This window comes from Streptomyces chiangmaiensis, assembly GCF_036281785.1.
Lineage (GTDB): Bacteria > Actinomycetota > Actinomycetes > Streptomycetales > Streptomycetaceae > Streptomyces > Streptomyces chiangmaiensis.
This window is the reverse complement of record NZ_JAYWVC010000067.1, coordinates 1-15,154: the sequence shown is the minus strand read 5'-3', so window position 1 is coordinate 15,154 and position 15,154 is coordinate 1. Positions and strand designations below refer to the sequence as shown.

Here is a 15,154-nt window from a genome sequence, read left to right as displayed (position 1 = left end):
CCGGCCGGAGCCGCGCGCCCCACTGCGGCACCGGAGCACTGAGGCGGCGCGCGCCGAGGCAGCCCGCCGTCAGCCGATGGTCCGTCCGTGCGCCCGCAGGGTGCGCAGGGCCTCGATGGTCACCAACGGGCGGCATTCCAGTGCGGTACCCGGGGCCCATGCGCGCCATCGGATCGGCCAGCCGCCGTCCGCCTGCTGCTCGGCCGCGAGGAAGTCCAGGGCGCGCGCCATCTCCTCGTCCGTGAACCACGCGCGCGCCAGAGAGTCGGGGGTACGCGCGAAGTCGTACGGGAAGTGATGCTCACCCGGCGTGTATCCGGGCGCGACCGGGTAGGCCTCCGGGCGGTCCGGGTCCAGGACCGCGAGCCGCTGGTCGCGTACCAGGCGGCCCAGACGGTCGGCCGCCGCCTGCGCGCGCAAGCGGTCGGGCGCCGAGTCCAGGAACGCCACGGCCGCCTCGATCTCGTAGGGATGGGACTTCTCCAGGGACTCGACCGCCTGCCAGCAGAAGTCGGTGGCACGGAACAGCCACGCGTGCCACACCTCGTTGCGGTGCAGCAGCCCCACCACGGGAGCGGTGGCCAGGAGGTCGCTCGGTGGATCGTCGACGATCGGCAGGAAGGGCGCCGCCGGATAGCCCCGCTGGCCGGGGTGGATCGCCGGAAGGGCGCCCTCCGGCGTCGACACAGCGGTCAGATAGCGGCACACCCGCTCCGCCCGCTGTCCGCCGCAGCGCCCGATCGAGTCCAGGACGCGCAGCGCGTGCGCGGTGTGCAGGGGCTGGCTGACCGGGCCGCGCAGATCGGGTTCGAGGGCGTGACCGTAGCCCTCGTCCTCATTGCGGTAGGCGGTCAGCGCCGTCTCCACCGGGTCGGCGTTGCCGCCCAGGAAGTGGTACTCGAAACGCCGCTGCTCCAGTACGCGCGCGGTGAGCCAGACGAAGTGCGCGGCGCGGGACAGCGGTGAGCGCGCCGAGGGCGTCGCAGGGAGTGGGGATGCTCCGGTTTCGGCCATGGCTCAGACCGTAGGACGGAAAGCGGTCCCGGCAAGCGGTCACCGTCCGGGCCCACTCTCAGGAGCGGGATACTGGGGTCATGCGGTTGACGGTCTTCTGGCAGCGGATGGCGGCTCACTTCGGCGACACGTACGCCGACACCTTCGCGCGCGATCACGTCATGTCGGAGCTCGGGGGGCGCACGGTGCATGAGGCACTGGACGCCGGATGGGAGGCCAAGGATGTGTGGCGCGCGGTGTGCACGGCCGTGAACGTTCCCCACGAGAAGCGCTGAAGGGCCACGAAGATCCGCAGGAATTCCCCGATCGACGGTGGAGTGGGCGAGACTTGCTCCGTGCCACCGACAGACGAGACCGCGCAGGTCCCCCAGCAGGATGCGCCGCACGGCGCGACGCCGTCCCGCCCCCCGGCGGGTGACGGGGCCGTGCCGGGTGCCCGCATGCCGCGCTGGCTGCCGCGCGCCATGGTCCTGGCGCTCGCCCTCATCGCCGCGTTCCAGTTGGGCAGCTGGGCGTTCCACCAGGTCACCGGGCTGCTGATCAACATTCTGATCGCGTTCTTCCTTGCCCTCGCCATAGAGCCGGCGGTCAGCCGGATGGCCGCGCACGGCATGCGCAGGGGGCTGGCCACGTTCCTGGTGTTCCTCGGGCTGACGATCGCCGTGGCCGGGTTCGTCACGGTGCTCGGTTCGATACTCGCGGACCAGATCATCAAGATGGCCGAGGGCTTCCCGAGCTACCTCGACTCCGTCATCAACTGGATCAACTCCACCTTCCACACCGAGCTCAGACGCGTGGACGTGCAGGACAGCCTGGTCCACTCCGACTGGCTCAGGAAGTACGTCCAGAACAGCGCCACCGGCGTCCTGGACGTCTCCGCACAAGTGCTTGGCGGCCTCTTCCAGCTGCTGACGATCGCGCTGTTCTCGTTCTACTTCGCCGCCGACGGACCACGGCTGCGGCGCGCGCTGTGTTCCGTGCTGCCGCCCGCGCGGCAGACCGAGGTGCTGCGCGCGTGGGAGATCGCCGTCGACAAGACGGGCGGCTATCTCTACTCGCGCGGCCTGATGGCACTGATCTCCGGCATTGCGCACTACATCCTGCTGGAGGCGCTGGGGATTCCCTACGCGCCCGTGCTCGCCGTCTGGGTCGGTCTGGTCTCGCAGTTCATCCCCACCATCGGCACGTATTTCGCCGGGGCCCTGCCGATGTTGATCGCTTTCACCGTGGACCCCTGGTACGCGCTGTGGGTACTGATCTTCGTCCTGGTCTACCAGCAGTTCGAGAACTACATGCTGCAGCCCAAGCTGACCGCGCGGTCCGTGGACATCCATCCCGCGGTCGCCTTCGGATCGGTCATTGTGGGCACCGCCCTCCTCGGTGCCGTCGGCGCGCTGATCGCCATCCCCGCGGTCGCAACGTTGCAGGCCTTCCTCGGGGCGTATGTGAAGCGGTACGACGTCACGGACGATCCCCGTGTCCAAGGACACAGGACACGGGGCTCGGTCGGCCTCGCCGCGCGCCTGCGGCAGCTGCTGCGCGGCTGAGGGCGCGGGCGCGGAGGCTGCCCGGGCTCACCAGGTGAGCCCGGCCCAGACCCCCGCCACGAGCACGGCGGCCGCATAGGCGCCGACCGCCGCGTACACGATCCGCTGTTTGGTGACATCGCTCCAGGACGTGCGCGAGAGCAGCAGCACCAGGACGGGCAGCATCAGTACGGCGTGCAGGCTCACCCCGTGCAGCGGCTTGAGCGGCGCCGTGGAGTGGTACGCCGCCTGCTGCCGGCCCATGCGTGACAGCACCACACCGCGTGCGATCATCGCGGCGCCCGAGAGCAGCGCGACCATCAGGATCGCGAACCCGGAGCGCAGCGCGAGCGCCATGCCCGGGGGGCCGCCGGGCCGGTGCCGGAACGCCGCGACGGCGAACGCCGAGAGGACGACGACCAGGACGCCGCCGCCGACCGCGAGTGTCATCGCGACCGTGGTGTCGAAGGGTGTCTCGGTGTTGAGGTGCGACGGCACACGGCGCCAGGCCTGGAGGGTGATCCCGGCGACCTCCGCGACGCAGTCGGCTGCGAACACCACCAGCAGGACGGCACGCCGCCGCGCACCGACGCGCAGGTACGACGTCACCCAGGCGACCGCGACCAGTGTCAGGCCGAAGGAGAGGCCGAACGTGACGGGCTTGCGCCACGAGACGGGGCCGTACCAGGGGCCGCCGTCGACGAGGAACACCACCAGGTGCACCAGGCCGGACAGGCACAGGAAGGCGCCGGTCGCGAGGCACAGCCGCTCGGCCCGGCTCATGCCGGACGCCTGTGCGGGCCTGAGCGACCGCCGCTCAGGCGCGACGGATGCCGACAACAGACCCGTGCCCGGCGCGGTCTCGGCGGCAGGACGGGCGGCCCCGCGGCCTTGCGGGGGAATCCTCTCGTTCTCCATGCGCCAAGCCTCGCGAGAGCGGCCCGTCCGGTCGTCCGCCCGCCGGAGTCTCCCGTCGTACGCCGTGGGGAGTACCTCGAAGACCGGGTCGTTGTCGGACCCCCAACGTAGTCTCGGAGGTGCCGGGTTGTGAGCTTGACACGAAAATCGAACATCCATTCTCATGGAAGCTCCGGCGGGGTTCTCGACGGGATTTCGACACGGTTTCACGGAGAAGTGCCCGAGTTATCCACAGGCCGGACGGGCGTCGGGGCGCATTGTCAGTGGCAGGCGTTAGCGTCTTTGACGTGAAGCGATCGACTCAAGCAAATCGGGTGGAACCCATGGCAGGAACCGACCGCGAGAAGGCCCTCGACGCCGCGCTCGCACAGATTGAACGGCAATTCGGCAAGGGCGCGGTCATGCGCATGGGCGAGCGGTCGAGGGAGCCCATCGAGGTCATCCCGACCGGGTCGACCGCACTCGACGTTGCCCTTGGCGTCGGCGGCCTGCCGCGCGGCCGCGTGGTGGAGATCTACGGACCGGAGTCCTCCGGTAAGACGACCCTGACCCTGCACGCGGTGGCGAACGCGCAGAAGGCCGGAGGACAGGTCGCCTTCGTGGACGCCGAGCACGCCCTCGACCCCGAGTACGCGCGCAAGCTGGGCGTCGACATCGACAACCTGATCCTCTCCCAGCCGGACAACGGCGAACAGGCGCTGGAGATCGTGGACATGCTCGTCCGTTCCGGTGCGCTCGACCTCATCGTCATCGACTCCGTCGCCGCGCTCGTCCCGCGGGCGGAGATCGAGGGCGAGATGGGTGACAGCCACGTGGGTCTGCAGGCCCGTCTGATGAGCCAGGCCCTCCGGAAGATCACCAGCGCGCTCAACCAGTCCAAGACCACAGCGATCTTCATCAACCAGCTGCGCGAGAAGATCGGCGTGATGTTCGGCTCCCCCGAGACCACGACGGGTGGCCGCGCGCTGAAGTTCTACGCCTCGGTGCGCATCGACATCCGGCGCATCGAGACCCTGAAGGACGGCACCGAGGCGGTCGGCAACCGCACGCGCTGCAAGGTCGTGAAGAACAAGGTCGCCCCGCCCTTCAAGCAGGCCGAGTTCGACATCCTGTACGGGCAGGGCATCAGCCGCGAGGGCGGCCTGATCGACATGGGCGTCGAGCACGGCTTCGTCCGCAAGGCCGGCGCCTGGTACACGTACGAGGGCGACCAGCTCGGCCAGGGCAAGGAGAACGCGCGCAACTTCCTGAAGGACAACCCCGACCTGGCCAACGAGATCGAGAAGAAGATCAAGGAGAAGCTGGGCGTCGGCGTCCGTCCCGAGGAGCCCTCCGCCGAACCGGGCGCGGACGCGGCGAGTGCCGCACCCGCGGGCGAGGACGCCGGAAAGTCGGTGCCCGCCCCGGCGGCCAAGACGACCAAGGCCAAGGCCCCGGCGGCCAAGAGCTAGCCCGTGACGCGACGAACCGACTGGGCCGAGTACGCACGACCCGTCGACCCGCAGGGCAGGGGGAACCGGGGCGACGGGGGGTCCGTCGGGGGCGGTGACGGGGCGTACGACGACGTGCGCGGCGAGGCGGACGCGTACGACGGGGGCGCTCCGCACAGGGACGGCCGTGCGCGCGGGGGACGCGGGCGAGGGCGGCGGCGGGGATTCGGGGAGCCGGCCGACGGCGCACAGGACGGAGGTTCCTTCCGCTCGTCGAGGGCCGAGGAGGGGGAGCCCCCGGGGGACCCGGTCGAGCGGGCGCGGGCGATCTGTCTGCGTCTGCTCACCGGGACCCCACGCACCCGGAAGCAACTCGCGGACGCCCTGCGCAAGAGGGAGATCCCCGAGGACGTGGCGGACCAGGTGCTGTCACGGTTCGAGGAAGTGGGCCTGATCGACGACGGCGCCTTCGCGGACGCCTGGGTGGAGTCCCGGCACCACGGCCGGGGCCTGGCCCGCCGGGCGCTCGCGCAGGAGCTGCGAACGAAGGGCGTGGACTCCATGCTCATCGACGAAGCGGTGGGGCAGCTCGATACCGAACAGGAGGAGGCCACCGCGCGCGAGCTCGTCGCCCGCAAGCTGCGCGCGACGCGGGGGCTGGACCGCGACAAGCGCCTGAGCCGCCTTGCGGGCATGCTCGCCCGCAAGGGCTACTCCGAGGGCATGGCCCTGCGGGTGGTCCGCCAGGCGCTGGAGACCGAGGGGGAGGACACACAGGGCCTGGAGGACGAGGGGCTCTGAGCCCTGCTGCTCAACGACGTGGGCCCCGGGCTCACGGTGAAGTGGGGAGCCACGGTGGAGCGCGGGCGGACACCGGACGCGGCCCGGGGGCCGGTGAGGAGCCCGGCGACCGGCCCGCATCGGGATGCGCGGCTACGTCGTGACCGGCAGACCGGCGGCCTTCCAGGCCTGGAAGCCGCCCACCAGGTCCGTGGCACGCCGCAGGCCCAGTCGACGCAGGGACACGGCGGCCAGGCTGGAGGCGTAGCCCTCGTTGCAGACGACCACCACGCGCAGGTCGTGGCTCGTGGCCTCGGGGGCCCGGTGGCTGCCCTGGGGATCGAGGCGCCACTCCAGTTCGTTGCGTTCGATGACGAGGGCTCCGGGGATCAGTCCGTCGCGGTCGCGCAGCGCCGCGTACCGGATGTCCACGAGCAGGGCCTCACCGGCCTGAGCGGCTTCGAAGGCCTCCGCCGCCCCCACCCTGTCGAGGTCCACGCGGACCCGTTCCAGGAGTGCGTCGATGCCCAGGGGCCGTTCGGATGTCGAGCTCAACTCCAGTCCTCCGGGCGTTCGACCTGCTCCAGCCGCAGCACCTGGCCCGTACGACTGTAGCGGCGGATCTGCGGCAGGGGCGGGTAGTAGGCGTGGACCGAGATCGCGTGCCGGTCGGTGGACTCGTTGAGCACTTCGTGCACATGATGCTGCCCGAAGGAGCGTCCGGTGCCGGCGGGCAGCCGCCGCTCCCGGTCGACCCCCTCGGTCAGTTCCAGGGTCTTCCAGCCGTCGGAGGGCAGCCGAGCCGCGAGCGAGTTCTCCTTGAGTTCGCCCGATGCGGTGACGAAGGCGCCGGACGATTCGGCGTGGTCGTGCCAGCCGGTGCCGGTGCCGGGCGGCCAGCCGATCAGCCAGGCCTCACTACCGCCGGGGCCCTCGAGGCGCAGCCAGGTACGCCCCTCAAGGTCCAGCGGGAGAGAGGCGATCAGCTTCGCGTCGGCGGCCGTTCGGTGGACGAAATCGAGCAGGTCGGCCTGGGTGGGGGCCTGGGGCGGGGCGGAAACGGAGGCAGCGGGGGATGCAAACAATGGGTACCGTCCTGAGAGTTCGCGTGAGCTGCGCGTCCGTTCGTGCACGGCGCGCGCAGATGGAGAAGGCGAGATCAGCAGGACGGGCGACACACGCAGCCCGCATAGCGGACGAGGTCCATATGGACCCTCCGCCACAGGCGCACACAGGTGTCGGTCACGATCCGGAGTAGACCATGGCGGTGTGGAGCGGTCAACCGGGAGTCACTCTGTGGACCCCACGGCCTCTGCGTGTTCGTCACAACGGACCATGCCGCTGATCCCACGTCAGCACCGCCCCAGGGCCCCGCCCCGTCAGCCCGCGTTCGCGGCCGCCTTTTCCTCGGCCGGACCGCCCAGCGTCGCCTTCGCCGCCTGGTACAGGTCCGCCGGGCGCACCCCGCCCAGCGCCGTGACCAGATGGCCGTCCGGTCGGATCAGGAGGACCGTGTGGGGGGCCGTACCCGGGTAGCTCTCGGCGACCAGCAGCTCCGCGGGGTGCGGCAGAGCCGTCACCGCCGCGGCCAGCCGAGGCATGATCCCGGCCGACACCCAGTGCTTGCGCTCCCACACACCCGTGCCCGGAGCGACCAGCACCACCAGTAGCGATCCGCGCCCCAACCGGTCCCGCAGACGTACGAACGAGCCGTCCTCCGCGGTCACCCGCACATCCACGACCGGCGCCCCGGGCTCGGTGCCCACCGGCACCGCCGCCTCGGTGGGCGCGGGCGCGAGCGTCGAGCCGCCGTAGGTCCCCGGAGCCCCGAGCGGGCCGTGCCCGAGATGGCCGTTCGCGAGCAGCGCCTCATGCCCGCGGGCGGACCCGGGCACGTACGAACGCAGTCCGCGGCCGCCGCGCAGCAGGGGCAACGCCTGGTCGGCCGCGCGCAGCCGGGCCGCGACCGCGGCACGGCGCTCCGCCTGATAGCTGTCGAACAGGGTCTCGTGCGGGCCGTCGTGGTGCCAGGCGAGCCCCAGCTTCCAGGCGAGGTTGTCGACGTCCCTGAGGCCCTCGTCCAGACCCTGGGTGCCGAGCGCGCCGAGCAGATGCGCGGCGTCCCCGGCGAGGAAGGCCCGGCCGGCACGCCAGCGGCGGGCCAGCCGGTGGTGGACGATGTGCACACCCGTGTCCAGCAGGTCGTAGGCGGGGGTGGTGCCCTCGTGCCAGCCGGCCAGGGTCTCCCGGATCCGGGCGACCAGCAGTTCGGGCGTGACCAGGTCCTTGCCCGGCGGCAGCAGCCAGTCCAGGCGCCACACTCCGTCGGGCAGGGGACGCGCGGTGACCTCGCCGCCCGACGGGCCCGACGTCCGCCACGGTGGCGTCCGGTGCAGTAACGCCTCCCCGGCCCACGGCAGTTCGGTGCGCAGGGCCGCCACCGCGTGGCGCTCCACGGCCGTACGGCCCGGGAAGCGGATGTCCAGGAGTTTGCGCACCGTCGAGCGCGGTCCGTCGCAGCCGACCAGATAACTGCCACGCCACCAAGTGCTGTTGGGCGCCCGCGTGCGCGCCGTCACGCCCGACGGCTCCTGCTCGAGCAGGTCCAGCCGGCTCTCCACGGCGACCTTGACCAGCCGTTCGCCGGCGATGGCTTCACGAAGGGCGCCGGTGAGCACGTGCTGAGCGATGTGCAGGGGGGCGGGACCCCCGGCGACTCCGAGATCGTCGACCGGGTTCCGCCGGCTCTCAGCGTCGCCGTACCCGCCCCCGCGCTCCTGCTGCCCACCGGCCGGTTCGAACACGACCTCGCGCATCACCTGCTTGCGCCGCATCGACCGCCATCCGGTCCAGCGCAGCCCGTACTCGTCGAGCGGCGCGCCGGTCAGCCGTTCCATCAGCGCGGCGGTCTCCTCGGGCAGTACGACCGTGCGCGCGGGTCGCTGCTCGTCCTTGCCGGGCCCCTCGTCGAGGACCACGGAGGGCACCTCCTGGCGTGCCAGCGCGAGCGCGAGCGAGAGCCCCACGGGCCCCGCGCCGACGATGATCACCGGGTCCACGGCGCGGCGCCCCCTGCCCACAGGGTTGTCCTGGTGGTCGCTTGTGAACAGGGAGTTGGAGCAGGGTGCACGATCACAGAACGTATGCAACCCATTGCCGCTGCTTGCGTCAAGTGACGGGGCGGTGTCCTCACTGGTCGTCAGACGGTTACCGATCGAGGCCGGCCCACGTGCCGGAGCGGCCCTGGGCCATGGCGGCTTACGGCAACCTACCGGCCGAGCGGTCACCTTGACCGCGCACTCTCACCAGCCCTGGTGAGAGATCTCGATGGTTCACCTGAGTACGTCAGGCCGAGACGCAGGATTCTTCGGCCTGCCATGCGACGCGAGCAGCATGGAAGCGGCTATCGACATGCAATTTTGAGCATATGGAGGGCTGACCGCGGCCGCGGCATGTTCTCCGGCTACGAAAATCTTGCCAGAGCCGTAGAGGTCCGAACGCCGCCAGCCGCAGCCCAGCTGGGCACCTGCCTGTCAGATCAAGCCGCAGCGCCCGTGCCGAAGGTGCCGCCGACCCCGGCGGGGTTGGTCTCCTCGTCCTCCGCGGCAAGGACGACGCCCGTGCTCCGCTTGCTGCGGCGCAGCCTGCGCTCGAGCCAGCTCGCGAAGCTGGTGAGGGCGAAGTTCAGCACGATGAAGATGACGGCCACCACGATGAAGCTGGCGACGACGTTGGCGTAGTTGGCCGCGAGTGTGCTGCGCGCGTTCAGGAGCTCGGTGAAGCCGAGCATCACGCCGCCCAGCGCGGTGTCCTTCACGATGACGACGAGCTGGCTGACGATGGCCGGCAGCATGGCGGTGACCGCCTGCGGCAGCAGGATACCGGTCATCGTCTGGCTCTTGCGCAGGCCGATCGCGTAGGCGGCCTCCGTCTGCCCCTTGGGCAGGGCCAGGATGCCGGCGCGTACGACCTCGGCGAGAACGGAGGCGTTGTAGAGCACCAGACCGGTGACGACCGCGTAGAGGGGGCGCTCGTCACTGGCGACACCCGTGGAGCGGACGTAGAACTCGTTGGCGAACAGCATCAGCAGCAGCACCGGGATCGCCCGGAAGAACTCGACCACCACACCGGCCGGAACCCGAATCCACCGGTGGTCGGACAGGCGGGCTATGCCGAAGACCGCGCCCAGCGGAAGAGCGATGACCATGGCGAGCGCCGCGGCCTTCAGGGTGTTGGCCAGGCCGGGCAGCAGGTACGTCGTCCAGGCCGCGGAGGTGGTGAAGGGCTGCCACAGGGCCCATTTGAGCTGGCCCTTGTCGTTCATCGTCGACCAGATCCACCACGCGAGCAGTATGAGCAGGACGACGAACACGACCGAGAGGACGATGTTGCGCAGCTTGGCCCGGGGGCCGGGGGCATCGTAGAGAACGGAGCTCATCGCTTCACCGCCAGTCGCTTGCCGAGCCAGCCGAGGAGGAGACCGACGGGCAGGGTCAGAACCACGAACCCGAAGGCGAACACGGCGCCGATGGCGACCAGCTGGGCCTCGTTCTCGATCATCGCCTTCATCAGGTAGGCGGCCTCGGCCACGCCGATCGCCGCTGCCACGGTCGTGTTCTTGGTCAGGGCGATCAGTACGTTGGCCAGCGGGCCGATCACCGCGCGGAACGCCTGCGGCAGCACGACGAGCCGCAGCGACTGGCTGAAACTCAGCCCGATCGCCCGCGCCGCCTCCGCCTGCCCGACCGGCACGGTGTTGATGCCGGAGCGCAGCGCCTCGCAGACGAAGGCCGCGTGGTAGGCGGCGAGGCCCAGCACCGCCAGCCGGAAGCCCTGGAGTTTGAAGTCGTCGGACGCGCCCATCGTCACCCCGAAGATGTCGGCGAGGCCGAGGGAGGTGAAGACGATGAGGACGGTCAGGGGGATGTTCCGGAAGATGTTGACGTAGGCGGTGCCGAAGCCGCGCATCAACGGAACCGGGCTGACCCGCATCGCGGCCAGCAGGGTGCCCCAGACCAGCGAGCCCAGGGCGGAGAAAACGGTGAGTTTCACCGTCATCCAGAACGCCCCTAGGACGTCGTAACCTTGAAGAAAGTCGAACACGATCTCCCGCGCTTCCGGGTGTGTGCGTACGAGGAGGGCGTGGCGCGCCGCTGCCGTGAGCGCGGCGGGCGGCGGCGCGCCCATGGAACTCAGCTTGCCTGCGGATCCCTGCTTACCGGGCGAGCCGGGTCACTTGACGATGTCACCGATCTTCGGGGCAGGCTCGTTCTTGTAGTCCGCCGGGCCGAAGTTCTTCTTGACCGCGGCATCCCACGAACCGTCGCTGACCATCTTCTCCAGCGCGGAGTTGATCTTGTCCATGGTCGCGGTGTCGCCCTTCTTGACACCGATGCCGTAGTTCTCGTTGCTCAGCTTGAGCCCGGCGAGCTTGAACTGGCCCTTGTACTTGTCCTGGGAGGCGAAGCCCGCGAGGATCGAGTCGTCTGTGGTCACCGCGTCCACGGCGCCGCTCTGCAGGCCGGCGATGCACTCCGAATAGCCGCCGTACTCACGCAGGTTGGCCTTCGGGGCGATCGACTTCTGGACGTTCTGCGCCGAGGTCGAGCCGGTCACGGAACACAGCTTCTTGCCGTTGAGGTCCGTGCCATTGGAGATGTCCGAGTCGGACTTGATCAGCAGGTCCTGGTGGGCCAGCAGGTACGGGCCGGCGAAGTCGACCTTCTGCTTGCGCTCGTCGGTGATCGAGTACGTGGCCACGATGAACTTCACGTCCCCGCGGGCCAGCGCGTTCTCACGGTCGGCGCTCTTGGTCTCGACCCACTCGATCTGGTCGGGCTTGTAGCCGAGCTGCTTGGCCACGTAGGTGGCCACGTCAACGTCGAAACCGGAGAAGGAGCCGTCGGGCTGCTTCAGGCCGAGACCGGGCTGGTCGAACTTGATGCCGACCTTGACCTGGCCGCCACTGCCCGAGGACCCCTCGTCCTTCTTGTCGTTCGAGCCGCACGCGGTCGCGGCGACGGCGAGGGCGAGGACGGCGGCCGAGGCGGCGGTGACCTTGCGGAGCTTCATGGTGAACATCCTTTGCGTGGTGAGGAGATGGGGACCCGGGGCCCGGGAAGCGGGCCGCCGGTGGCGGATGCCCCGGCCGCCGTGGACGTGGGGTGGGCCGTCAGTGGGTGCACGTCAGTGATTCACGTCAGTGGTGCAGGATCTTCGACAGGAAGTCCTTCGCCCGGTCGCTGCGCGGGTTGCTGAAGAACTGGTCCGGCGTGGCCTCTTCGACGATGCGGCCGTCGGCCATGAAGACCACCCGGTTGGCGGCCGAACGGGCGAAGCCCATCTCGTGCGTGACGACGACCATGGTCATGCCGTCCCGGGCGAGCTGCTGCATGACCTCCAGGACCTCGTTGATCATCTCGGGGTCCAGGGCTGAGGTCGGCTCGTCGAAGAGCATGACCTTGGGATCCATCGCCAGCGCGCGGGCGATCGCGACGCGCTGCTGCTGGCCACCCGAGAGCTGCGCGGGGTACTTGTCAGCCTGGGTGCCGACGCCCACGCGGTCGAGCAGGCCGCGTGCCTTCTCATGGGCCTTCTGCTTGTCCGTTTTACGGACCTTGACCTGGCCCAGCATCACGTTCTCGAGCACCGTCTTGTGCGCGAAGAGGTTGAAGGACTGGAACACCATGCCGACGTCTGCGCGCAGCCGGGCCAGCTCCCGGCCCTCCTGGGGCAGCGGCTTGCCGTCGATCAGGATCGTGCCGGAGTCAATGGGCTCCAGGCGGTTGATGGTGCGGCACAGAGTGGACTTCCCCGACCCGGAGGGGCCGATGACCACGACGACCTCGCCACGGGCGATGGTCAGGTCGATGTCCTGGAGCACGTGCAACGCGCCGAAGTGCTTGTTGACGCTGCTCAGGACGACCAGGTCGTCGGTCGCGGCCACCGAGTCCTTGGCCACCGATACTTCGGTCATGTGCTCACTGGCTCCGTCCTCGCTCGGTTTCGGAGGACAGTAGTAACGGCGTACGACCAGCGTCATTACATCTGAGGGAGATCTGAGGATCACAATCCGGTAGCGGCCGGGCACGATCCGTAGTAGCCGTGCGCAGGGCGCGTACCGGCTGGATAACGGAAGCCGTCCGCAACCCCGGCCCTCTTGACGCCGTCCTTGTTCATCGGAGTGACTGCCATGGTGCATGCGCGCGGGTGGTCGCGTTCGTATGGATGACGCTTTCCAGTACAAGACGTGAGCACGTGCTTGTACAGGCCGGGAGCGAAGGGACCGTTGGGCGGAGCAATCGGAGGGGGCCGGCATGAGACTGCTTCTCGTCGAGGACGACAACCACGTCGCGGCTGCCCTGTCCGCGGTGCTGGCCAGGCACGGCTTCGACGTCACGCACGCCCGCAGTGGCGAGGAGGCGCTCCAGGCGCTGGTCCCCGAGGGCGCCGGATTCGGTGTCGTCCTGCTCGACCTCGGTCTGCCGGACCAGGACGGCTACGAGGTCTGCGCCAAGATACGCAAGCGCACCAGCACGCCGGTGATCATGGTGACCGCGCGCTCCGACGTGCGCTCCCGGATCCACGGCCTCAACCTGGGCGCCGACGACTACGTGGTCAAGCCGTACGACACGGGGGAACTGCTGGCGCGGATCCATGCCGTCAGCCGGCGCACCCCTCACCTGGACGACACGGGAGCCACCGAGACCGCGCTGCGCCTCGGTGCCGTGCACATCGAACTCCTCACGCGCCGCGTCAGCGTGGACGGTGCGGTGATACCGCTGACCCGCAAGGAGTTCGACCTGCTGGCACTGCTGGCCCAGCGCCCGGGTGTGGTCTTCCGCCGTGAGCAGATCATCAGCGAGGTGTGGCAGACCAGTTGGGAGGGGACCGGACGCACCCTCGAGGTGCATGTCGCCTCCCTGCGCTCCAAGTTGCGCATGCCCGCGCTGATCGAGACCGTGCGCGGCGTCGGGTACCGGCTCGTCGCCCCGGCCGCCTAGCGGGGACGGGTGGGCGCACGACTGCTACCGCTGCTCATCGTCCTGATGGCGGCTGTGCTGCTCGCGCTCGGCGTGCCCCTCGCGGTGAGTCTCGCGGCCGCACAGCAGCAGCGGGTCGTCGTCGACCGCATCGACGACACCGCGCGCTTCGCGGCCCTCGCGCAGTACGTCACCGACCGCCCGCGCCCGACCGGGCCACGGGTGGAGGACAAGGACGAGCGCGGCGAGACGCTGCGCAAGGAACTCTCCAAGTACTACCGCGTGTACGGCATCCGGGCCGGCGTCTTCTACCGCGACGACGTACCCATGGCCAACGCGCCGCAGAACTGGTACCTCCCCCGGCGGGGCGAGGGCCGTGACGCTTTCAGCGAGGCGCTCCTCGGACGGCGCAGCCACGACCCCGAGCAGGTGTGGCCCTGGCAGCGCACCCGGCTCGTGGTCGCCTCCCCGGTCATTCGCGACGGCGACGTCATCGCGGTCGTCGTCACCGACTCGCCCACGGGGCAGATGCGGTCCAAGACCCTGCACGGCTGGCTGCTCGTCGCTGCCGGCGAGGTGGCCGCGATGCTGCTCGCCGTGGGCGCGGCACTGCGCCTGACCGGCTGGGTCCTCAGGCCCGTGCGCGTCCTGGACGCGACCACCCACGACATCGCGACCGGACGTCTCAAGTCCCGTGTCGCCGCTGCGGGCGGACCGCCGGAACTCAGGCGCCTGGCCCGGTCGTTCAACGAGATGGCGGACAACGTCGAGGAAGTCCTCGAGCAGCAGCGGGCCTTCGTCGCCGACGCCTCCCACCAGTTGCGCAATCCGCTTTCGGCGCTGCTGCTGCGCATCGAACTGCTCGCCCTCGAACTGCCCGAGGACAACGAGGAGATCGCCTCGGTCCGCACCGAGGGCAAACGCCTCGCAGAGGTCCTGGACGATCTGCTGGACCTGGCGCTCGCCGAGCACGCGGAGGCGGACCTCCGGCTCACCGACATCGGCGCGCTGGCCGCCGAGCGCGTGGCGGCTTGGGGCCCGGCCGCGGAAGCCAAGGGGGTACGGCTCATCGGGAACTGCGCGCCCACCACCGCCTGGGCTGACCCCGTCACCCTGTCCAGTGCGCTGGACGCGGTCATCGACAACGCGGTGAAGTTCACCCCCGAGGGAGAGCGTGTCGACGTGGAGGTCGCGGCGGGGGGCGAGACCGTGATGGTCGTGGTCACCGACGGCGGCCCAGGCCTCGACGACGAGGAACTCGCCCGCATCGGCGACCGCTTCTGGCGCAGCCCGGCCCACCAGAACATCAAGGGCTCCGGGCTCGGCCTGTCGATCTCGCGGGCGCTGCTGGCGGCGGGCGGCGGGTCGATCTCCTACGAGCACCACGAGCCGCACGGGCTGAAGGTGACGGTGGAGGTGCCGCGGACGGGGACATCGTCCAGCCGTGCCGAGAGCTAGTGCGGCGACCGGAAAGGTTCACCGGCAAACCTTTCCGGCCACAGCA

Annotated in this window: 16 protein-coding genes; 6 read left to right on the top strand and 10 right to left on the bottom strand. The window is 70.1% G+C overall.

What is annotated here, in order from left to right:
* Positions 1–69 precede the first annotated feature (69 nt).
* Positions 70–1,014, bottom strand: a complete 945-nt coding sequence (locus tag VXC91_RS20390; RefSeq protein WP_329508722.1) for a hypothetical protein — start codon at positions 1,012–1,014, stop codon at positions 70–72.
* An 80-nt stretch (positions 1,015–1,094) separates the two neighbouring features.
* Here VXC91_RS20390 and VXC91_RS20385 point away from each other — a divergent pair, with 80 nt between their 5' ends.
* The gene (locus VXC91_RS20385) at positions 1,095–1,289 is read left to right on the top strand and encodes a DUF3046 domain-containing protein (protein WP_329508721.1); all 195 of its coding nucleotides are present in this window, start codon (positions 1,095–1,097) and stop codon (positions 1,287–1,289) included.
* Positions 1,290–1,349: 60 nt separating this feature from the next.
* On the top strand, positions 1,350–2,561 hold the full coding sequence (locus VXC91_RS20380) for an AI-2E family transporter (RefSeq protein ID WP_329508720.1): 1,212 nt from the start codon (positions 1,350–1,352) through the stop codon (positions 2,559–2,561).
* Positions 2,562–2,588: 27 nt separating this feature from the next.
* Here the strand turns inward: VXC91_RS20380 and VXC91_RS20375 are convergent, their stop codons facing one another.
* A complete protein-coding gene (locus VXC91_RS20375; RefSeq protein WP_329508741.1) occupies positions 2,589–3,323 on the bottom strand; it encodes a hypothetical protein in 735 nt (244 codons plus the stop codon).
* 458 nt (positions 3,324–3,781) lie between these two features.
* Between VXC91_RS20375 and recA the strand changes: the two genes are divergently transcribed.
* The gene (gene recA, locus VXC91_RS20370; protein WP_329508719.1) at positions 3,782–4,909 is read left to right on the top strand and encodes a recombinase RecA; all 1,128 of its coding nucleotides are present in this window, start codon (positions 3,782–3,784) and stop codon (positions 4,907–4,909) included.
* Between the two features lie 3 nt (positions 4,910–4,912).
* A complete protein-coding gene (gene recX, locus VXC91_RS20365) occupies positions 4,913–5,689 on the top strand; it encodes a recombination regulator RecX (protein WP_329508718.1) in 777 nt (258 codons plus the stop codon).
* A gap of 132 nt (positions 5,690–5,821) precedes the next feature.
* On the opposite strand, the gene VXC91_RS20360 is transcribed toward recX, so the two are convergent.
* From VXC91_RS20360 to VXC91_RS20325, 8 genes are all read right to left on the bottom strand, one after another.
* Positions 5,822–6,223, bottom strand: a complete 402-nt coding sequence (locus tag VXC91_RS20360) for a rhodanese-like domain-containing protein (protein ID WP_329508717.1) — start codon at positions 6,221–6,223, stop codon at positions 5,822–5,824.
* A complete protein-coding gene (locus tag VXC91_RS20355; RefSeq protein ID WP_329508716.1) occupies positions 6,220–6,753 on the bottom strand; it encodes a cupin domain-containing protein in 534 nt (177 codons plus the stop codon). Before VXC91_RS20355 ends, VXC91_RS20360 begins: the two co-directional genes overlap by 4 nt.
* Positions 6,754–6,827: 74 nt before the next feature.
* Positions 6,828–6,875, bottom strand: coding sequence for a hypothetical protein (locus VXC91_RS20350; protein ID WP_309506048.1), 48 nt, complete (start codon positions 6,873–6,875; stop codon positions 6,828–6,830).
* A 172-nt stretch (positions 6,876–7,047) separates the two neighbouring features.
* Positions 7,048–8,727, bottom strand: coding sequence for an FAD-dependent monooxygenase (locus VXC91_RS20345; RefSeq protein WP_329508740.1), 1,680 nt, complete (start codon positions 8,725–8,727; stop codon positions 7,048–7,050).
* 479 nt (positions 8,728–9,206) lie between these two features.
* Positions 9,207–10,106 carry an amino acid ABC transporter permease gene (locus VXC91_RS20340; RefSeq protein WP_329508715.1) on the bottom strand — a complete coding sequence of 300 codons (900 nt, stop codon included), beginning with the start codon at positions 10,104–10,106 and terminating at the stop codon, positions 9,207–9,209.
* Positions 10,103–10,771: an amino acid ABC transporter permease gene (locus VXC91_RS20335; RefSeq protein ID WP_329508739.1), complete on the bottom strand. Its 669-nt coding sequence runs from the start codon at positions 10,769–10,771 to the stop codon at positions 10,103–10,105. Before VXC91_RS20335 ends, VXC91_RS20340 begins: the two co-directional genes overlap by 4 nt.
* Positions 10,772–10,900: 129 nt before the next feature.
* Positions 10,901–11,740 carry a glutamate ABC transporter substrate-binding protein gene (locus tag VXC91_RS20330; RefSeq protein ID WP_329508714.1) on the bottom strand — a complete coding sequence of 280 codons (840 nt, stop codon included), beginning with the start codon at positions 11,738–11,740 and terminating at the stop codon, positions 10,901–10,903.
* Positions 11,741–11,867: 127 nt separating this feature from the next.
* Positions 11,868–12,644, bottom strand: coding sequence for an amino acid ABC transporter ATP-binding protein (locus VXC91_RS20325; RefSeq protein ID WP_329508713.1), 777 nt, complete (start codon positions 12,642–12,644; stop codon positions 11,868–11,870).
* Positions 12,645–12,984: 340 nt separating this feature from the next.
* On the opposite strand from VXC91_RS20325, the gene VXC91_RS20320 reads away from it, so the two are divergent.
* Both VXC91_RS20320 and VXC91_RS20315 read left to right on the top strand, forming a co-directional pair.
* Entirely contained in the window at positions 12,985–13,671 is a 687-nt protein-coding gene (locus tag VXC91_RS20320; RefSeq protein ID WP_329508712.1) for a response regulator transcription factor, read from the top strand.
* Positions 13,672–13,680: 9 nt separating this feature from the next.
* Positions 13,681–15,108 (top strand): sensor histidine kinase, encoded by a 1,428-nt coding sequence (locus VXC91_RS20315; protein WP_329508711.1) that lies wholly within the window; start codon positions 13,681–13,683, stop codon positions 15,106–15,108.
* Positions 15,109–15,154 lie beyond the last annotated feature (46 nt).